The organism is Kitasatospora cheerisanensis KCTC 2395 (genome assembly GCF_000696185.1).
GTDB lineage: Bacteria > Actinomycetota > Actinomycetes > Streptomycetales > Streptomycetaceae > Kitasatospora > Kitasatospora cheerisanensis.
This window is the reverse complement of sequence record NZ_KK853997.1, coordinates 3,944,554-3,963,169: the sequence shown is the minus strand read 5'-3', so window position 1 is coordinate 3,963,169 and position 18,616 is coordinate 3,944,554. Positions and strand designations below refer to the sequence as shown.

The 18,616-nt window shown below is 74.0% G+C and carries 17 protein-coding genes and 1 tRNA gene; 9 read left to right on the top strand and 9 right to left on the bottom strand.

The features are described 5' to 3' along the window. Positions 1–67: 67 nt before the first annotated feature. Complete coding sequence (locus KCH_RS17990; RefSeq protein WP_035864232.1) at positions 68–730, top strand: bifunctional DNA primase/polymerase; 663 nt, start codon at positions 68–70, stop codon at positions 728–730. A gap of 189 nt (positions 731–919) precedes the next feature. Here KCH_RS17990 and KCH_RS17985 read toward each other — a convergent pair whose 3' ends face one another. From KCH_RS17985 to KCH_RS17970, 4 genes are all read right to left on the bottom strand, one after another. Then, positions 920–1,897, bottom strand: a complete 978-nt coding sequence (locus tag KCH_RS17985) for a DUF5926 family protein (RefSeq protein ID WP_035864230.1) — start codon at positions 1,895–1,897, stop codon at positions 920–922. 65 nt (positions 1,898–1,962) lie between these two features. Next, entirely contained in the window at positions 1,963–2,469 is a 507-nt protein-coding gene (locus KCH_RS17980) for an ATP-binding protein (protein WP_035872566.1), read from the bottom strand. A gap of 249 nt (positions 2,470–2,718) precedes the next feature. Beyond that, positions 2,719–3,531 carry a glycerophosphodiester phosphodiesterase gene (locus KCH_RS17975; RefSeq protein WP_084223708.1) on the bottom strand — a complete coding sequence of 271 codons (813 nt, stop codon included), beginning with the start codon at positions 3,529–3,531 and terminating at the stop codon, positions 2,719–2,721. Between the two features lie 101 nt (positions 3,532–3,632). Further along, positions 3,633–4,991, bottom strand: coding sequence for a purine-cytosine permease family protein (locus KCH_RS17970; protein ID WP_035864228.1), 1,359 nt, complete (start codon positions 4,989–4,991; stop codon positions 3,633–3,635). Between the two features lie 384 nt (positions 4,992–5,375). Here KCH_RS17970 and KCH_RS17965 point away from each other — a divergent pair, with 384 nt between their 5' ends. Both KCH_RS17965 and KCH_RS17960 read left to right on the top strand, forming a co-directional pair. Next, positions 5,376–7,025: a S1C family serine protease gene (locus KCH_RS17965; protein ID WP_035864226.1), complete on the top strand. Its 1,650-nt coding sequence runs from the start codon at positions 5,376–5,378 to the stop codon at positions 7,023–7,025. A gap of 62 nt (positions 7,026–7,087) precedes the next feature. Further along, positions 7,088–7,173, top strand: a tRNA-Ser gene (locus KCH_RS17960). A 97-nt stretch (positions 7,174–7,270) separates the two neighbouring features. Here the strand turns inward: KCH_RS17960 and KCH_RS17955 are convergent. The 3 genes from KCH_RS17955 to KCH_RS17945 all read right to left on the bottom strand — a co-directional run bounded on the left by KCH_RS17955 (position 7,271) and on the right by KCH_RS17945 (position 9,625). Further along, positions 7,271–7,831: an NUDIX hydrolase gene (locus KCH_RS17955; protein WP_035864224.1), complete on the bottom strand. Its 561-nt coding sequence runs from the start codon at positions 7,829–7,831 to the stop codon at positions 7,271–7,273. Between the two features lie 2 nt (positions 7,832–7,833). After that, complete coding sequence (locus KCH_RS17950; RefSeq protein ID WP_035864214.1) at positions 7,834–9,321, bottom strand: hypothetical protein; 1,488 nt, start codon at positions 9,319–9,321, stop codon at positions 7,834–7,836. An 82-nt stretch (positions 9,322–9,403) separates the two neighbouring features. Beyond that, positions 9,404–9,625: a hypothetical protein gene (locus KCH_RS17945; RefSeq protein ID WP_035864212.1), complete on the bottom strand. Its 222-nt coding sequence runs from the start codon at positions 9,623–9,625 to the stop codon at positions 9,404–9,406. A 95-nt stretch (positions 9,626–9,720) separates the two neighbouring features. Here KCH_RS17945 and KCH_RS17940 point away from each other — a divergent pair, with 95 nt between their 5' ends. Further along, on the top strand, positions 9,721–11,085 hold the full coding sequence (locus KCH_RS17940) for an FAD-binding oxidoreductase (RefSeq protein WP_035864211.1): 1,365 nt from the start codon (positions 9,721–9,723) through the stop codon (positions 11,083–11,085). A gap of 351 nt (positions 11,086–11,436) precedes the next feature. Continuing rightward, positions 11,437–11,598, top strand: a complete 162-nt coding sequence (locus tag KCH_RS41410; RefSeq protein ID WP_167574076.1) for a hypothetical protein — start codon at positions 11,437–11,439, stop codon at positions 11,596–11,598. 175 nt (positions 11,599–11,773) lie between these two features. On the opposite strand, the gene KCH_RS17935 is transcribed toward KCH_RS41410, so the two are convergent. Further along, entirely contained in the window at positions 11,774–12,745 is a 972-nt protein-coding gene (locus tag KCH_RS17935; RefSeq protein WP_157032093.1) for an EamA family transporter, read from the bottom strand. 299 nt (positions 12,746–13,044) lie between these two features. Here KCH_RS17935 and KCH_RS17930 point away from each other — a divergent pair, with 299 nt between their 5' ends. Together KCH_RS17930 and KCH_RS44580 are read left to right on the top strand one after the other, a co-directional pair. Continuing rightward, positions 13,045–14,706, top strand: coding sequence for a long-chain fatty acid--CoA ligase (locus tag KCH_RS17930; protein ID WP_035864206.1), 1,662 nt, complete (start codon positions 13,045–13,047; stop codon positions 14,704–14,706). A 396-nt stretch (positions 14,707–15,102) separates the two neighbouring features. Next, positions 15,103–15,504 carry a DUF4396 domain-containing protein gene (locus KCH_RS44580; RefSeq protein ID WP_244305664.1) on the top strand — a complete coding sequence of 134 codons (402 nt, stop codon included), beginning with the start codon at positions 15,103–15,105 and terminating at the stop codon, positions 15,502–15,504. 80 nt (positions 15,505–15,584) lie between these two features. Here the strand turns inward: KCH_RS44580 and KCH_RS17920 are convergent, their stop codons facing one another. Beyond that, positions 15,585–15,791, bottom strand: coding sequence for a PepSY domain-containing protein (locus KCH_RS17920; protein ID WP_035864205.1), 207 nt, complete (start codon positions 15,789–15,791; stop codon positions 15,585–15,587). Positions 15,792–16,364: 573 nt separating this feature from the next. Between KCH_RS17920 and KCH_RS17915 the strand changes: the two genes are divergently transcribed. Together KCH_RS17915 and KCH_RS17910 are read left to right on the top strand one after the other, a co-directional pair. Then, positions 16,365–17,042 carry a response regulator transcription factor gene (locus tag KCH_RS17915; RefSeq protein WP_035864202.1) on the top strand — a complete coding sequence of 226 codons (678 nt, stop codon included), beginning with the start codon at positions 16,365–16,367 and terminating at the stop codon, positions 17,040–17,042. Next, on the top strand, positions 17,035–18,615 hold the full coding sequence (locus KCH_RS17910) for a sensor histidine kinase (protein WP_051653180.1): 1,581 nt from the start codon (positions 17,035–17,037) through the stop codon (positions 18,613–18,615). The genes KCH_RS17915 and KCH_RS17910 overlap by 8 nt, the downstream gene beginning before the upstream one ends. Position 18,616: the final 1 nt, after the last annotated feature.

Below are 18,616 nucleotides of genomic sequence, written 5' to 3'. Positions count from 1 at the left end.
GAAGCGCACGCGTACCGCCCGCCAGTCCCCGACCCACGCCGTCCGACGCGGAGAGGAACGAGTCGCCATGCGCCCACACCGCCGAGAGCTGCTGTCCGAGCGGGTCGGCCAGTGGTGGCCGGGACGCCGCGGCCGGACCCTGGCGCTGGCCGCCGCGCTGCACGCGGCCGTCGGGTGCGGCTGGCCGGTGGTGCCCGGCGCGCGGGTGCTGCGCGGCCCGGCCGGCCCCTGCTCCTGCCCGGACCGGCTCTGCCCGATGCCCGGCGCGCACCCGTCCGACCCGCCGCTGGAGGCGGCCACCACCGATCCGCGGATGGTCCGCCACTGGTGGGAGCGGCGCGCGCCCGGCGCGCCGGTGCTGGCGGCCACCGGGCGGGCGCTGTGCGCGGTGAGCCTGCCCCGCCCGGCCGGCCCGTGGCTGCTGCGGCACCTGGACGAGATCGGCGTCCCGTACGGCCCGGTGCTCGGCACGCCGGGCCGGTTCGTGCTGCTGACGGCGCCGTACACGCTGCCGGAGCTCGGCGGGCTGCTGTCCGAACGGCCGTGGGTGCCGGGCGCGCTGCGCTACCACGGGCCGGGCGGCTACCTGGTGCTGCCGCCCTCGCGGACGGGCGCCGGGCCGGTGCACTGGGTGTGCCGCCCCGGACCGGGGCGCCCCTGGCTGCCGGAGGTCGGCACGCTGCTGGGCGGGCTGATCACCGCCACGGCCGTCGCCCGGCCGAGCGGCTGACGCTTCGTCAGCCCGCTTGCGGGGTAGGGCCGGAGACAGAAAAGGCCCGACCGCTGGCGACGGGGGATGCACCAGCGGTCGGACTGTTCAAACAGTAACAAAGATCCGGCTCCGCGCCAATTTGTCCACGCCGAAAGGCCCTTGGGATTTTCGGCGGCCGGACGGCGGTGTGACGCCGGTCACCTGCGGCTAGTTCAGAGTGATCTGACGGTTCACCAGGTTGGCCCGGGAGCGGCGCTCCTCGGCGGTCAGCGGCGCGGGCGCGGCCAGCACCTCGGCCAGCTTCGCGGCGAACTCCACGGCCGGCTTCTCCACGTCGGCGGCGGTCATCTCCAGCGGCAGGTCCCAGACCGGCACGGTCAGGCCGTGCGCGCGGAACGAGCCGACCAGCTTGGTGCCCTCGCCGAGCGAGCTCTCGCCGGCCGCGGTCAGCCGGGCCAGCGCGTCCAGCAGCTGCTCCTCGGGGACGGTCATCACCCAGCGCAGGTGGTTCTTGTCCGGGGTGCCGCACCAGTAGGCGGAGTCCACGCCGGCCAGCTTCTCGGTCGGGATCGCCGACGCGTTCGCCCGCTCCAGCGAGGCCGCGACCTCGCCGGTCGCCGACTCGGCGTCCTCCAGCCAGAACTCGAAGCCGGTGTGCACGGCGGGCACGAACTCGGCCGTCACGTCCAGCAGTTCCTGCAGGCGGCGGCCGCCCGGGCTGGTCCGGCGGGCCGGTACCGGAGTGCCCGGCTCGGTGGCCAGCGCCAGCTCCAGCGCGTCCGCCAGGTCACGGCTCAGGTCGCCCGAGGACGACTGGGTCTGCAGGCCCAGCAGGATCGACCCGTCCGCCCGGCGCAGCGCCGGCCAGGCCAGCGGCAGCACCGTCGCCAGCGTCACCGACGGGACCTCGCCGACGGCCTCCTCGGCCACCCCGGCGGCCAGCGTCAGCGGCACCGTGGCGGCCGGCACCAGCTCGCGCAGGGCCACCCAGTCCGCCTCGCCCGGCAGGCCCTCGAACGGCCGGTGCACCAACTCCTGCACCGCGTGCGCCGCCTCGCGGCCGTGGCAGGCCTTGTACCGGCGGCCGGAGCCGCACGGGCACGCCTCGCGGGCTCCGACGACCGGGACCTCGCCCTCGACGACGGTGGACTGGCTGGGCTGCTTCTTCGCGGCCTTCTTGGCCATGGTGCGGCTCTCCCGGGGACGGCGGACTTTGCACCGGGCAGCCTACTTCGCCCGCGCCGCCCCGTTCAGGCGCTGCGCCGCTCCCGGCCGCCCGCCACCTGCTCGAACGCCGGCAGGTCCGCCCACACCGTCACCTGACCGGGTGCGTGCCGCACGCCCCAGTCCTTGGCCAGCTTGCCGACGATGCTCAGGCCCCGGCCGCCGTGCGCCGTCACCGACGGGCTGGCCGGCACCGGCCGGGTGGTCGCCCCGCCGTCCGTCACCTCCAGGGTCAGCAGACCGTCCGCGCGCATCCGCCAACTCACCAGCACCGTACCGATCTCCGCGTCGTCGCCGGGTTCGTCCGCTGCGTCCGGATCATCGGCCGGCAGCGGTCTGGCATGACGACAGGAATTGCTGAGCAGTTCGGAGAGGATCAACACCGCGTCGTCAATCACCGCATCCGGTATCGAGCGATCACCGAGATCGCTGCGCAGCCTGCGCCGTGCTGTCGAGACACTGGCCGGACCGTGCGGAACGGCCATGGCCGATGAGGTCGACCCGGCCTGAACTGGCACAGCTCGCGCCACCATCAACGCCACCCCCGGACCTCCTTCAGCTTCTGCCGAGGGATGGATGCCCGCCGTTAATGCCTCGGAAACGGACGTTCGACGATCCGATCGCGGCATTAACGACATCTGCACGGCCGAAGGCCGAAAGGTGAGCTGGGTCTCACCTTCCGCGCGGACCGCGGGCTTGTCCGAATGAGCAACGGGAAATACCCCGTTCGGTATTTATGTCACGCGATTGGGGCCCGCGTGCCACCCGCTCCGGACCGGCCGTCAGCGCCCCAACTGGGCCAGCACGTCGGCCGGGCGGTTGGTGATCAGCGCCTCCACCCCGAGCTCCAGGCAGAGCTCGACGTCCTCCGGCCGGTCCACCGTCCACACGTGCACCCGGTGCCCGGCCCGGCGCAGCGCCTTCACCACGCCCGGGTCGCGGCGCACCAGCGAGATGCCCGGGCCGGCGATCGACGCGCCGCCCGGCAGCGCCCTGGTCCGGCCCAGCAGCGGCACCGGACGCTCCCACAGGTACACCCGGGGCACCGCCGGGGCGGCCCGGCGGACCCGGTGCAGGGCCAGCTCGGAGAAGCTCATGATCCGCACCGTGGACTCCTCCGGCGCGGCCGGCAGCAGGCCGAACCGGTCCAGCATCCGCAGCAGTTCGGACTCCACCCGGCCCGCGTACCGCACCGGGTGCTTGGTCTCGATGGCCAGCTCGACCCGCCGGCCGGCGTCCGCGACCAGCTCCAGCAGCCGCTCCAGCGTCAGCACCGAGCTGCGGTGCGGCTGCTCGGGGTGCTTCCACGAACCGAAGTCCAGCTCGGACAGCTGAGCCAGCGTCATGGTCGACACCACGCCCCGGCCGTCGGAGACGCGGCGCACCGTGCGGTCGTGCACGCACACCAACTGCCCGTCGGCGGTGACCCGGACGTCGCACTCCAGCCCGTCCGCGCCCTCCTCCAGCGCCCGCCGGTACGCCTCCTCGGTGTGCTCCGGCAGGGCCGCCGAGGACCCGCGGTGGGCGATCACCTTGACCGCCGAGCGGTCGATCGGGGCGGAGGACGAGGCCGAGGCGCTGTGCTGGGTGTTCACGTCAACCACCCTACGCGGCACCGGATGACGGCTCGCTTCCGGCACGGCAACGTCCCGGTGAACACGGCTCACCGGGACGTCGCAGACGGGGTGACGCGGCGTCAGGCCCGCGGGCGCTCCAGGGCCGTCACCGCGCCGGTCGCCAGCGCCGCGACCAGGAAGGAGAACAGCGAGGCCGAGCTCCACGCCTGCGGGGTGAAGTGCACCGCCTCCTGCGCCTTCGTCCACAGCTCGGTCCACCAGCCGGCCACCGCCGTCGGCGCCAGGAACTGGTACACCGCGAAGCCCAGCACCCACGGCAGCAGCATCACCCAGCGGGCCGGGGCGTCCTGCGTCAGGTTCCAGCCGCGCCGGCCGGCGCCCAGGAAGTAGTCCACCGCCAGGACCGCGAACAGCGGCACGAACACCGACCCGATCAGGCCGAGGAACGCGTAGTACGAGTCGGTGAACTCCTTGATCCGCAGCGCCAGCACCGTCACCAGCACGCCGATGCCGCCGGTCAGCACCCGCCGGTCGACCTTCGGCCACAGGTTGTGGATCGACATCGCGGTCGAGTACACGTTCGCGAACGACTGGTCGGACTCGCGCAGCACCAGCACCAGCAGGAACGCCCAGCCCGCGGCCACGCCGGTGAACGAGCCCAGGATCCGGTCCGGGTCGCCGCCGGACTGCAGCAGCGCCACCACGCCCAGCACGTAGCACCACACCTGGGCCACCGTGTAGCCGGAGAAGGTGCCCCAGAACGCCTTGGCCGAGCTGCGCGCGTGCCGGGTGTAGTCCGCGGCCAGCGGCACGAAGGAGATCGACACCGCGATCACCGCGTCCGTCGCCGACAGGAAGCCGTCCCAGTTGCCCGCGCCCGGGTCCGGGAAGCCCTGCCGGGCGAACTGGACGGTGAAGTAGACCATCGCCAGGCCGACCGCCACCGCCACGTACTTGCGCAGCACCGCGATCGCGCCCAGCGGCCAGATCGTCAGCACCGTCGTCAGCACGCCCGCCAGCAGCACGAACAGCCAGCGCCAGCCCTCGGTGCCGGCCACCGTCTGGGCGCCCCAGGCGATCACCGTCAGCTCGTACACGCCCCAGCCGACGCACTGCAGGATGTTCAGCACCGTCGGCACGTACGAGAGCCGGGTGCCGAACAGGCCGCGCAGCACCGCCATGGCCGGCGCACCGGTGCGGGCGCCGACCAGGGCGGCCACCGCGAGCATCGCGGTGCCGATCGCGGTGCCCGCCACGATCGCCGTCACGGCCGCGGTGAAGCCCAGCTCGTGGCCCTGCTTGCCGAGCACCGTCGCGGCGCTGGTGAAGCCGATCAGGCTCACCCCGAGGTTGGCCCAGAGCGCGAACAGCGCCCGGAAGTCGAGGGTGCGCGGGGGCGCGGTGTCGAGGGTCAGCGGGGCCTCGGCCCGCGCGGCCGTCTCAAGATCGGAAATTTGGGCAGACGGAACAGCCGTCATGGCCGATACTCCCTACGCCGGCATTACCCGGACAGGTTCCGGCGGTCAGCGCCCCCTCGCCCGCGATGGCGTCACCGCCATGCCCTACGGTCGATCCGGCGCACTCTCAGCCTGGCTGGTCCAAGCTCCCGCGACGTTCTTCGTTGACAGGAGCGAAAGGCTAGCCGCCGGGCGGAGGAACGCCAAGGCCGGGGGGAACGGCGTCCGCATCGCGGAACCACTGACGGGCATGTCGGAGAGGCTTAAGGCTTCTCATGATTTCTTCAGGGGGCCGCTTACGGTGTCCGAATCCGGCATAGGAAAAACTGTGCTCCGAGGCTGTGGCCGCCCCGCCCGTGCGGCCCGGAGCACAGCCCAAGGTTCTGTCAGCGATGGAGGTCGTCCGTGAGCACCGAGCACGCGAGTGGTACCACCCCGCCGGAGAAGGCCCCCGAGGCCGCCGGCACCGAGGCGGGCGCCGCCTCCTCCGCTCCCGCGTACCTCGATGCGCCGCCGCCGGTGCTGCCGGCCGCGCCCGCCGCCCCCGAGGCGGACCACACCATTCAACTGGGGAAGGTCCCGGCGGCGCCCGCGGCCGCCCCGGCCCCCGCCGTCGACGCGCCGCCGCCGTTCCAGAACCCGTACGGCAGCGTCACCGACCCGAACAGCCCGTACGCGCGGCCCGCCGTCGAGGCGCCGACCGCGGTCGTTCCGGCCGTCCCGCCCGCGCCGTACGCGCAGGACGGGGCGCCCGGGGCGTACGCGCAGGACGGGGCGTCGGCGGCCGGGGCTCCCGGGGAGGCGCAGCACCCGTTCGGCGCCGGTCACCCGGTCGGCGGGTGGGCCCAGCCGTCCGGCGGCGCGGCCGGCGGACCGGGTGAACCCGGCTCGCCGTGGGCCGGGCCGCAGCCGCCCGCGCCGGCCGGAAAGAACAAGCGCGGCTCGCTGGTCGCGCTGGTCGCCGCGGTCGCGCTGGTCGCCGGCCTGGTCGGCGGCGCGATCGGGGCGTCCGTCTCCGACAACGGCGGCGGCAGCAGCAACAGCGGCAGCAGCCACAGCAGCACCACCGTCGCCGTCGGCAACACCCACCAGAACCTGGACCGGGCGCCCGAGTCCGTCGCCGGGATCGCCGCCAAGGCGCTGCCGTCCACCGTCACCATCAAGGCCTCGGGCTCCAGCGAGTCCGGCACCGGCACCGGGTTCGTCTTCGACACCGAGGGCCACATCCTGACCAACAACCACGTGGTCGCGCCCGCCGCCAAGGGCGGCAAGCTCAGCGTCAAGTTCTCCGACGGCTCCAGCTACGACGCCTCCGTGGTCGGCCGCGCCGAGGGCTACGACGTCGCGGTGATCCGCCTCGACAACCCGCCCAAGGACAAGCTCAACCCGCTGCCGCTCGGCGACTCCGACAAGGTCGCCATCGGCGACGCCACCATCGCCATCGGCGCGCCCTACGGCCTCGAAGGCACCGTCACCACCGGCATCATCTCGGCCAAGGACCGCCCGGTCGCCTCCGGCGACGAGACCGGCGCCAACTCCTCGTACATGAACGCCCTGCAGACCGACGCCTCGATCAACCCGGGCAACTCCGGCGGTCCGCTGCTGGACGGCTCCGGCTCGGTCATCGGCATCAACTCGGCGATCCAGTCCAACACCAGCGGCACCGGCCGGGCCGGCTCCATCGGCCTCGGCTTCGCCATCCCGATCAACCAGGCCAAGTGGGTCGCCCAGACCCTGATCAAGGACGGCACCCCCGTCTACGCGATCCTCGGCGTCCTGCGCAACGACGACTACCGCGGCGACGGCGCGCAGATCGCCACCGCCCCCGTCCGCGACACCCCCGCCGTCACCCCGGGCGGCCCCGCCGACCAGGCCGGCCTGAAGGCCGGCGACGTCATCACCAAGCTCGGCGGCATCTCCATCGACAGCGGCCCGACCCTGGTCAGCGAGATCTGGACCCACAAGCCCGGCGAGAAGGTCGAGGTCGAGTACACCCGCGACGGCAAGGCCGCCAAGACCACCGTCACCCTCGGCGAACGCAAGGGCGACAACTGACCCACCCCACCGAAACGGTGTGCACCGAACCCGCCCCGACCCGTTAGGCTGGCCTCCGCCCAGGAGGGTTGCCCGAGCGGCCTAAGGGACCAGTCTTGAAAACTGTCGTGGCTTCGCGCCACCGTGGGTTCAAATCCCACACCCTCCGCGCCTGACAACGGCCCCTGACCAGTGCTTCTGGTCAGGGGCCGTCGCCGTGTCCGGCGACTGTGACGATGCGTCAGGGACGGCTGCCGGCCGCATCGTCAGGGGAGGCGGCCGTGGGCCCGGGCGAGGGTGAGGGCGGCGAGGGTCATGCCGTCGTCGAGGTGGCCGGTGGTGATCCAGCGCGGGAGGTCGGGGAGGGGGAGCCAGCGGGTTCCGGTGACTTCGTCGAGGTCGAGGGGCGCGGAGCCGGGGAGGGCGGGGACGGCGGCGTGGACGACGGCGACGGTGGTGCCGAGCAGGCTGGAGTCGGGGGTCATGGTGCCGAGGAGGTGGAACTCGGCGTCGGGGACGCCGAGTTCTTCGTGCAGTTCGGCCCGTGCGGTGACCAGCGGGTCGGGGCTCTGGGAGAAGCCGCGGGGCAGGCCCCACTGGGGCCGGCCGAGCGGGTAGCGGTAGGTGCGGACCAGTCCGACGAACTGGTCGTGGACGGGGACGATCACCACGCCGAGCCCCTCGTCGCGGGCCTGGATCCGCAGGTAGTTCCCGGCGGACCCGCTCGGGAAGGCGACTTCGTCGTCGTAGACGTCGATGTAGCGGTTGCGGTACGCGAGGACCTCCCGGGTGCGGCGGATGGCGTCCGGGTGCTCGGGGTCGGTCATGGTCAGCTCCTCACATCGACGATTCGTCCCAGCGCGCAGGCCAGCCGTCGGGTGGAGAGCCGGCGCGCCACACTGTCCTTCCCCTTGCGGTACAGGACATTGCCGACCGCGCCGGCCGCCATCGCCGGGTAGCCGACCAGGCCGGGCAGTTTCCACACCTCGGTGGCCAGGGCGGGTCCGACCGCGCCGGTCGCGGTCAGCACCAGTTCGACGGCCAGCCCGCCGATGGGGGCCAGCCCCGTGCGGTCGCCGAGGACGGCGGCGACCCGGGCCAGGTGGGCGTCCAGCGCCTTGCGGGCGGAGAGCGGGTCCTCGGCGGTGTGCAGCCGCTCCAGGCCCTGCCAGAACGGGGACTTGGCGGCGCGGCCGCGTTCGGCGCGGGCCTGCAGCAGAGCGCCGACCGCGTCGGTGGCGGCGGTGCGCAGGGCGGCCATCCGGGCCTGGACCCGCTCGTCGGCGAGACCGACCGCCGCGTCGACCTTCACCTCGAACAGCGGCTCGGTGCCGGTGTCGCCCACGGCGGGCGCGATCCGTTCGGCGGGGTGGGCGCGGGTGCGGTACTGGGCGAGGGCGAGTTCCTGGGCGAGGGCGCGGGCGGCGAGGCGGTCGCTGTCGCGGCCGAGGCCGGTGCTGAGCGTGGTGTCGGCGATTCCTATCGAGTCCGCCACGGTCAGGTTGTAGAGGGTGTCGACGAACTCCACCAGCAGGCCGAGGGGCTCCGGCCCGCCGGCGATCTCCTCGGGGGTGCGGCCGGCGGGGTCGCCCGGCCAGGGCAGGGGGAGCCGCAGCCGGCTGCGGTGGTGGAAGGCCTGCGGCCGGTCGGTGCCGAGGCGGCGGATCGCGGCGGCCAGGGTGGCGTGCACCTCGCGGTACGGCTCGGGCAGGTCCGCCACGGCGCGTCCCATCGGGGAGGTCTCGTCGACGGCGGAGACCACCAGCTCGCCGAGGCTGTACAGCCGGGCCGGCGGCCGGGCCGCGACCCGGGGGAGGTGCCGGAACTCGTCGCGGACCAGGGCGAGTCCGTCGGCCCGCTCCGGCCCGAGCCATTCGGCGTTCAGCAGCCGGTCGAAGTCGGCGGCCTGCTCCCGCACGTCGCCGGGGTCGAGGCCGTACGCCGCGGGGTCGTTGAGTTCGGGCAGCAGGCAGCTCAGGAACGGGTTCGCCGGGTCGACGGTCCGGGCGAGGATGCCGGCCACCGCCTCCTCGTACGAGTGCGCTCCGAACAGGTGGGGCCGGAACGGGTGTTCGCCCGCGGTGGCGCTGTCCCTGGCCCGCAGGACGGCGGCCGCGACCCGCTGGAACCCGAACGAGTCGAAGGCGTACGACTGGGGGACGACGACGTCGCGGCCGAGCGCCAGCGTCATCAGCACCTCGGTGAAGATCTGCAGTTCCTCGGCCGGGCCCTCGCCGCGCCGCCCCGGTCCGGCCCATGCCGTTCGGGTCGAGTCGATCGACTCCAGGTACTGGAACCGCGTGCCGTCGTACGCCATGTCGTGCCCCCCCAGGACGAACCGTCGCCCCGGGACGCTACCGGTGGCGTCCCGGAGTGAACAGTCCTGACCTGGCGGGGCGTCAGAACAGCGTCGGCGGCCCGTCCGGGGCGGGGAGGCCCGGGAGGGTGTCCTGCCAGAGGGTGGCTTCGGCGAGGGGGAGTTGGCGCATGCTGCCGTCGCAGAGGACGAGGGAGCGGCGGTCGCGCTTGTGGTCGTGGATGACGCCGTAGCCGGTGCGGCGGGTGGGCATGAGGGCCACCGGGCGGTCGCAGGCGGGGCAGTGGATGCGGGGTGCGCGCATGGGTACCAGGGTGCCGGAGCGGGCCGACAACGCGGTGGCGGTTGCCCGGCGCGGGGTGGGGGAGGAGAGTGCGGGCGGGACGAGTGGAGGTTGTCGTGGGTGAGTTGGTGGAGCGGCTGCAGCGGGGCCTGCCGGACGGCGCGGTCGCGGTGGACCCGGACGTCACGGGCGCGTACGCGCGCGACATGGCGGGGTTCTGCGACGCGGGCGAGCCGGCGGTACTGGTGTTCCCGGAGACGGTCGAGCAGGTGCAGTTCGTGATGCGGACCGCGACCGAGCTGCGGATCCCGGTGGTGCCGCAGGGCGCGCGCACCGGCCTGTCGGGCGGTGCGAACGCCGTCGACGGCTGCATCCTGCTCTCGATGACCCGGATGAACCGGATCCTGCACCTCGACCCGGTCGAACGGATCGCGGTGGTGCAGCCGGGCGTGGTCAACGCCGAACTGTCACGCGCCGCCGAGGCCCAGCAGCTGGCCTACCCGCCGGACCCGTCGAGCTGGGAGTCCTGCACCATCGGCGGCAACATCGGCACCGGCGCCGGCGGCCTGTGCTGCGTGAAGTACGGGGTGACCAGCGAGTACGTGCTCGGCCTGGACGTGGTGCTGGCCGACGGCCGGCTGCTGCGCACCGGCCGCCGCACCGCCAAGGGCGTGGCCGGCTACGACCTGACCCGGCTGCTGGTCGGCTCGGAGGGCACGCTCGGCGTGGTGGTGGAGGCGGTGCTCGCGCTGCGTCCCGCGCCGGGCCCGCAGCTGGTGCTGGCGGCGGAGTTCGACTCGGTGGACGCCGCCGGGCGGGCGGTGTGCGAGGTGATGGCCGCCGGGTTCACGCCCTCGCTGATGGAGCTGATGGACGCCACCACCGTCCGCGCGGTCAACGAGATGACGCGGATGGGCCTGCCGGAGTCGACCCGGGCGCTGCTGCTGGTGGCCTTCGACGGGCCGGACCAGCACGACCGGCTGGCCGCGGTCGGCGAGCTGTGCACGGCCGCCGGGGCGACCGGGGTGGTGCCGGCCGAGGACCGCGCGGAGTCCGAACTGCTGCTCCAGGCGCGCCGGCTGGCGCTGCCCGCGCTGGAGCGCATGGGCACCACGATGATCGACGACGTGGCGGTGCCGCGCAGTGCGCTGGCCGCGATGCTGAACGGTGTCGCGGAGATCTCCGACCGGCACGGCCTGACCATCGGCGTGGTCGCGCACGCGGGCGACGGCAACACCCACCCCGTGGTGATCTTCGACGCCCAGGATCCGGAGCAGGTCGAGCGGGCCCGGGTCTCCTTCGACGAGATCATGGCGCTCGGTCTGGAGCTGGGCGGCACGGTGACGGGCGAGCACGGCATCGGGCTGTTGAAGCGCGAGTGGCTGGCCCGCGAGCTGGGGCCGGTCGGGCTGGAGCTGCAGCGGCAGATCAAGGCGGTGTTCGACCCGCTGGGCCTGCTCAATCCGGGAAAGATGATCTGAGGATCGTTCCGGATTCCGATCGGATTTCCGCCCTTTCCGGCAGTGGCCGGAAATCGACATTCGAACGGCTTCCTGTCGGGCGGTGGCCCGACCCGCCGGAATCCGAGGGCCCGCGGAGGGTGCCGGATTTCGCCTGAAAGGCCAGGTCAGAGGCGGCGATCGGGTCGCGGGGCGGGGTCGTGGGAACGGGCCGGGATGTCACGCGAATGGGGGAAATGGCCCGGCGGCGCTGGTGCTTTGTCGATTTGTTGCGGAATTCTGTTCCTCGGCAGCGCAGCCCCGGTCCCCGTCCGGCCGGACGTCGGAAATTCATCAGTGGAAACCAGCAGCACGGAGGAGACTATGGCGCGCTTGCGCACCCCCCGCCCGGCCGCGGACAGCGGTGCGGCTGCCGGGGCCGGTGCGTGGAACCGGAACCACACGCTCGGCACGGCGGACAGCGCCGGTACCGTCCGCGCCGACCGGACCGGCGGCAACGTCGACGTCGGCCTCGCGCCGGTCCACCGCTGCTGACCTCGCGGCGGGAGGTACGGACGGACCGGCGGGGGCGCCGGACCGTCCGGGCAGGACCGCCGGGGCGCCCGGGAGTGGAAAGGGTCACCCACCTCGGGGCGCACGGACGGACAGAACCCCTCGGGGGCGCGGCGGCCGCAACGCCACCGCGCCCCCGAGGCGTGTCGCAGGCCGGCTAGCGCCGCGCGGTGAGGGTGGCCCCGACGCTGGCGGCGACCACGCAGCAGATGCCGAAGAGCTGCGGCAGGCCCAGCACCTGGCCGAGCACCACCAGTCCGACCAGTGCGCTGACCGCCGGGTCCAGGCTGACGATCACGCTGAACACCCGCTGGGACATCCGGCGCAGCGCGACCATCTCCAGCGCGTACGGGAGCACCGGGAAGAGCAGGGCGACGCCGGCGACGGCGAGCAGCAGCAGGGCGGGGGAGGACGAGCCGGCCAGGCCGTGCAGCGCCTCGGCGGCGCCGAACGGGGCGAGCACCACGGTGCCGACGGTGAAGGAGACCGCCAGGCCCTCGAAGCCGCGGAAGGCCGCGCCGACCTTGTCGGTGAACAGGATGTAGCCGGAGTAGCAGGCGGCCGCGCCGAACGCGCAGGCCAGACCGACCGGGTCCAGTCCGGCGCCGGACTCGCCGTGGCCGAACAGGGTCAGCAGGACGACGCCGCCGGCGGCCAGCATCGCCCACAGCACGTGTCCGGCGCGCCGGGCGAAGACCAGTGCGACGGCGAGCGGGCCGAGGAACTCGATGGTGGCGGCGGTGCCCATCGGGAGCCGGTCGACGGCGGCGGCGAACAGCAGGGTCATGCCGGCCGAGGCGACGCCGAGCAGTCCGGCCATCGCCAGGTCGCGCCGGCTGCGGCCGCGCAGCCGGGGGCGGGTGAAGGCGAGCAGGACGACGGCGGCGAAGGAGATCCGCAGGAAGGTCGCGCCGGCCACTCCCAGCACCCCGAACAGCGGCTTGGACGCCGCCACGCCGAGCTGCACCGCCAGCATCGACACCACGCACAGCACCGGTGCCGGCACGCCGCCCAGCCGTCGTCGCATTCCGCTGGCCCGCGCCCGACCGGAGCCGCTCTGGACCTTGGAAACCGAGGCGATGGCGGGGAGTTCAGTGGTGCTTTCGACGGTGAGGGAGGTGCCTGGCATGAGATCGAGTGTGTCGTAAGGAGTGTGGTTGGTCAAAGACGGTTACCGCCCGGGCGTGGACGCGGCGCGGGACCGCCGACCGTCCGGCGGCCGAGGGCAAGCGCTTTCCGCGGGCCCTCGTCGGCGGCCCCGGGTCGCGGTTTTCGGCCACCCGCCGAACATGGACGGACACGCGGCGGATCGCCTCGGTCTCATCTCGGTTGCGGCTACTGACAGCGCGGGGGCACCGGGGAAACAATCGAGGACATCGCCTACTACCTGCGGGTAACAATCCGCCGGTCGGTCAAGGAGGACCCCTGGTGTACAGCACGATGCAGGACGTTCCGCTCACCGTCGCCCGGATTCTGCAGCACGGGTCCACCATTCACGGGCGGTCGACCGTCACCACCTGGACCGAGGACGGCCCGGTCGTCCGGACCTTCGCCGAGATCGGCGCCCGCGCCGCGCAGCTCGCGCACGCGCTGCGCGAGGAGTTCGGCGTCGCCCAGGGCGAGGCCGTCGGCACCCTGATGTGGAACAACACGGAGCACCAGGAGGCGTACCTGGCGATACCGTCCATGGGTGCGGTGCTGCACACGCTGAACCTGCGGCTGCCCGCCCACCAGCTGGCCTACATCGTGAAGCACGCCGCCGACCGCGTGGTGATCGTCAACGGCTCGGTGCTGCCGCTGCTCGCCGCCGTCCTGCCGCAGCTGGCCGACACCGTCCGGCACATCGTGGTGGCCGGCCCGTACGACCCGGCCGCGCTGGCCGGTTTCGGCGGGACGGTGCACGACTACGAGACGCTGATCGCGGGCCGCCCGACCGACTACCCGTGGCAGACCGACATCGACGAGAAGCAGGCCGCCGCGCTCTGCTACACCTCCGGCACCACCGGCGACCCCAAGGGCGTGGTGTACAGCCACCGGTCGATCTACCTGCACTCGATGCAGATCATCGCCGCCTCCAGCTTCGGCCTCACCGCCCGTGACACCGTGCTGCCGGTCGTCCCGATGTTCCACGTGAACGCCTGGGGCATCCCGCACGCGGCGTTCATGACCGGCGCGAGCCTGCTGATGCCGGACCGCTTCCTCCAGCCCAAGCCGCTGGCCACGATGATCGACCGGATCAAGCCGACCTTCGGCGCCGCCGTCCCGACCATCTGGACCGGCCTGCTGGACGAGCTGGACGCCGGCGACTACGACACCTCCACGCTGGAGACCGTGGTGATCGGCGGCTCGGCCTGCCCGCCCTCGCTGATGAAGGCCTTCGAGGAGCGGCACGGCATCCGGGTCATCCACGCCTGGGGCATGACCGAGACCTCCCCGCTCGGCACCGTCGCCCACCCGCCGGCCGGCGTCACCGGCGAGGACGAGTGGGTCTACCGCGTCACCCAGGGCGTCTTCCCCGCCTCCGTGCAGGCCCGGCTGATCGGCCCCGGCGGCGAGGCGATGCCGCACGACGGCGTCGCCGAGGGCGAGCTGGAGGTGCGCGGCCCGTGGATCGCCGCGGCCTACTTCGGCGGCGCGAACGCCGAGGCGGAGCGCCCCGAGGACAAGTTCAGCCCCGACGGCTGGCTGCGCACCGGCGACGTCGGCACCATCACCGCCGACGGCTACCTGACCCTCACCGACCGGGCCAAGGACGTCATCAAGTCCGGTGGGGAGTGGATCAGTTCGGTGGCCCTGGAGAACATCCTGATGGCCCACCCCGAGGTGGCCGAGGCCGCCGTGGTCGCCGTCCCGGACGAGAAGTGGGGCGAGCGCCCGCTGGCCACCGTGGTGCTGCGGCCCGGCGCCACCGCCGGCCTGCCCGAGCTGCGGGCCTTCCTGGCCGAGCGGGTCGCCTCCTGGCAGCTGCCGGAGCGCTGGGCGCTGATCGAGTCGGTGCCGAAGACCTCGGTGGGCAAGTTCGACAAGAAGGTGATCCGGGCCGACTACGCCGCCGAGCGGCTGGATGTGACGGTGCTCGGCAAGGGGTGACCGCGGCGGCCCCTCCGCTCCGGAGTGAAGGTCCGAAAAGCCTGGGGGAATACCCATAGGGGGTATAGCGTTCAGGCTTGCCGGAACGCACCGGACCAGGGAGGGGCCACCATGGAGCCGCACACCGAGCACTCCGGCCACGAGGGACACCAGGGTCACGAGGGTCACGAGAGCCACCAGCACCACGGACACCACGACCACACCGCCCACCGCACGGCCCACGAGCAGCACGGCTCGCACGACCAGCACGCGTCGCACGACGAGCACGCGTCGCACGACGAGCACGCACAGCACACCGGGCACCACGAGCAGCACGCCGGGCACCAGCACGGCGCACACCACGGCCACCACAGCCACGGTGGCGGCAGCAGTTGGCGCACCGCCGCCCAGGCGACCCTGCACTGCCTCACCGGCTGTGCCATCGGCGAGGTGCTCGGCCAGGTCATCGGCGTCGGCTTCGGCCTGCACAACGGCGCGACCGTGGCACTGTCGATCGCCCTGGCGTTCGTCTTCGGCTACGCGCTGACCGCGCGCGGCGTGCTGAAGGCGGGCCTGAGCGTCGGCGCCGCGCTGAAGGTCGCGCTGGCCGCCGACACCGTGTCGATCCTGGTGATGGAGCTGATCGACAACGGCGTGATGGTCGCCGTCCCGGGCGCGATGAACGCCGGGCTGGGCCAGTTGCTGTTCTGGGTGTCGCTGGCGGCCTCGCTGGTGCTGGCGTTCGTCGTGACCGTGCCGGTCAACCGCTGGCTGATCGGCCGCGGCCTCGGCCACGCCGTCGTGCACGCCTACCACTGACCCGGATCCGTACCGGAGCAACGAGACACTGGAAGGGCCCCGCCGCGACTGCGCGGCGGGGCCCTTCCGGTGCCGGACGGTCAGCGGCCGTTCGTGGTGTTGCCGGTGATCGAGCCGTCGGTGCCGTCCACCGTCACCAGGTGGCGCACCCCGTCGGCGCCGAGCACCTCGACGGCCCAGGAGCTGCCGCCGCCCTGCCGGCCGACCACCGAGAGGGCGTCGACCTTGCCGCCGGGCACCGCGCCCACGGCCTTGGCCAGCGCCTGGTCGGCCGGGACGGAGGGCACCGGGCCGGCGCGAGTGCCCCGCTGCCGGGCAGCGCGTCCGTGCCGCCCTCGGCCCGCGGTGCCCGGCCTTCCCGCCGGCCCGCTGCCCGCCGTCCCCGTGGCGGTCCTTCCGGCCGTCGGGCGCACCGGGTACGCCGGGCGCCCAGGGCGCGTCCGGGGCGCGCCCGGCGAACGTCCGGGCGAACGGCGGCCGCTCCCGGTCCGGGTGGTGCGCGGCCACCGCACCGGCACCGGCGGCGACTCCCACCACCAGGACGGCGGCGGCGCCCAGCAACCACCGGCGGCCCGACCGCTCAGGCAGCCGGACGTAGCGCTGACGGAACGTCGGGGCGGTCACCTTCTCGGCCCCGGGCTCGAACGGCTCGCGCTTGAAGGCCGCGGGCTCGGACGCCCCGGGCGAGGACGCCCCAGGCTCGGACGGCTCCGGCGACTGCGGTTCGGACATCTGCACAACTCCCCTCGACGGCCCGGCCGGGATCCTCCCGCCGGCCGGGCGCCCAGCTTGCCGCGCCCCGCCTGAAGCCAGGCTGAAGCCGCCCCGCCGCCGGGCGCGACGCCTGCCACGCTGGTCCCATGCGCGTACTGGTGGTCGAGGACGAACGGCGGCTCGCCGCCGCCCTGCAACGCGGGCTGCGGGCCGAGGGGTTCGCGGTCGACCTGGCCCACGACGGCGAGGAAGGCCTCTGGCTGGCCACCGAGCACGACTACGACGTGATCGTGCTCGACATCATGCTGCCGCTCCTGAACGGCTACCGGGTCTGCGCCCGGCTGCGGGCCGCGGGCGACGACACCCCGATCCTGATGCTCACCGCGAAGGACGGCGAGCTCGACGAGGCCGAGGCGCTGGACACCGGCGCGGACGACTTCCTGTCCAAGCCGTTCTCGTACGTGGTGCTGGTGGCCAGGCTGCGCGCCCTGGTCCGCCGGACCGGCCGGCGGCTGCCTCAGACCCTGGAGTTCGGCGACCTGGCGATCGACCCGGCCCGCCGCACCTGCACCCGCGCGGGTGCCGAAGTGCGGCTGACCACCCGGGAGTTCGCCGTGCTGGAGTGCCTGGCCCGGGCGTCCGGCGGGGTGGTCTCCAAGCGGGAGATCCTGGAGCGGGTCTGGGACTCGGCGTACGACGGAGACCCGAACATCGTCGAGGTCCACATCAGCGCGCTGCGCCGCAAGATCGACGCCCCGTTCGGCCGCGCCGCCGTCGGCACCGTCCGCGGCGCGGGCTACCGGCTGGCGGTGGACGGTGGCTGACCTGCGCCGCCACCTGCGCCACCTGCACCACCTGCGCAAGGTGCGCCACCTGCGCCGCCTGCCCCCGCCCGGGCCCGGCCGCCTGCACCGCCTGCTGCCGAAGGAGCCCCGGCGGCTGGTGCCGCGTTCGGTCCGGGCCCGCGCCACCTTCGCCGCCACCGCCGTGGTGACGCTGGCGCTGGGCGGCAGTTCGGTCGCGCTGCTCGCGGTGCTGCACGCCAACCTGCTCCGCACCGCGCAGCAGGCCGCGGTCGAGCAGGCGAGCAAGGTCGTCGAGTCGGCGGCCGTCGAGCACCTGCCGCCGGTCCTCGCGCCGCACGGCGGGACGTCCGTCTGGGTGGTGGACGCGCACGGGCACCTGGTCGCCGCCACCCCGGACCTGTTGCCGCGCCCGGCCGAGCCGCCCGTTCCGCACCTCCCGGGCCCCGCCGTCCCCGGCCCGGACGTCCCCGGCCCGGACGTCCCCGCGCCGGACGTCCCGGCTCCGACCGTTCCGGGGGCCGAGCGGCATCCGTTCCAACGTGCGCCCGGCGACCGGTCGTTGGTGGCCGGCGTGCGGGGCCAGGGGCACGAGGAGCGAATGATCACCATGAGCGTGACCGGTCCGGACGGGCCGCTCACCGTCCACGCCAGTGCCTCGCTGCGCGACGTGGACGCGGCCCGGGACACCACCGCCGCCGCGCTGGCGGTCGGCGTTCCGGGGCTGGTGGTGCTGGTCGCGGCCGTCACCTGCCGGGTCACCGGCCGGGCGCTGCGTCCGGTGGAGGCGATCCGCGCCGAGGTCGCCGAGATCACCGGGCACGACCTGCACCGCCGGGTGCCCGTCCCGCGCACGGGGGACGAGGTGGCGCGGCTGGCCGTCACCGTGAACGCCACCCTGGACCGGCTGGAGGACGCGGGCCTGCGGCAGCGCCGTTTCATCGCCGACGCCTCGCACGAACTGCGCAGCCCCATCGCGGTGTTGCGCACCCAGCTGGAGGTGGCGCTGGCGCATCCCGATCCGGAGCTGTGGCCCGAACTGCTCGCCGACGCGCTGGAGGACACCGTCCGGCTGCAGGACCTGGCGGCGGATCTGCTGCTGCTCGCCCGGCTGGACGCCGCGGATCCGGTCGCGGTCGAACTCCTCGACCTGGAGGCCCTGTTCGCCGCCGCCCTGGCCGCCCGGACCGCCGACCGGGTGCCGGTCGCGGCCCGACTCGCCGCCGGGGTGACGGTGTCGGGCAATCGCACCTGGCTGACCCGGCTGCTCACCAACCTGGTCGACAACGCCCAGCGCTTCGCGGCGGGCCGGGTGGAGGTCGAACTGGCCGTCCGCGGCGGCCTGGTGGTGCTGGAGGTGCGCGACGACGGGCCGGGCATCCCGGCGGGCGACCGGGAGCGGGTGTTCGAGCGGTTCACCCGGCTCGACGATGCGCGCAGCCGCGAACTCGGCGGCGCCGGGCTCGGGTTGGCGATAGCCCGGGACCTCGCCGGGCACCACGGCGGCACCCTGACCGTCGAGCCGTCCCCGGTCGGCGCCCGCCTGGTGGCCCGCTTGCCGCGGGCCGGTCAGGCGGAGGGCGCCGGAGCCTGAC

Coding starts and splice junctions, on each gene's coding strand:
- KCH_RS17945 (WP_035864212.1), bottom strand. CDS start 9,625: ATGCGCGCACCCCGCATCCACTGCCCCGCCTGCGACCGCCCGGTGGCC.
- KCH_RS17935 (WP_157032093.1), bottom strand. CDS start 12,745: ATGCCAGGCACCTCCCTCACCGTCGAAAGCACCACTGAACTCCCCGCC.
- KCH_RS17990 (WP_035864232.1), top strand. CDS start 68: ATGCGCCCACACCGCCGAGAGCTGCTGTCCGAGCGGGTCGGCCAGTGG.
- KCH_RS17970 (WP_035864228.1), bottom strand. CDS start 4,991: ATGACGGCTGTTCCGTCTGCCCAAATTTCCGATCTTGAGACGGCCGCG.
- KCH_RS17915 (WP_035864202.1), top strand. CDS start 16,365: ATGCGCGTACTGGTGGTCGAGGACGAACGGCGGCTCGCCGCCGCCCTG.
- KCH_RS17950 (WP_035864214.1), bottom strand. CDS start 9,321: ATGGCGTACGACGGCACGCGGTTCCAGTACCTGGAGTCGATCGACTCG.
- KCH_RS17985 (WP_035864230.1), bottom strand. CDS start 1,897: ATGGCCAAGAAGGCCGCGAAGAAGCAGCCCAGCCAGTCCACCGTCGTC.
- KCH_RS17980 (WP_035872566.1), bottom strand. CDS start 2,469: ATGGTGGCGCGAGCTGTGCCAGTTCAGGCCGGGTCGACCTCATCGGCC.
- KCH_RS17955 (WP_035864224.1), bottom strand. CDS start 7,831: ATGACCGACCCCGAGCACCCGGACGCCATCCGCCGCACCCGGGAGGTC.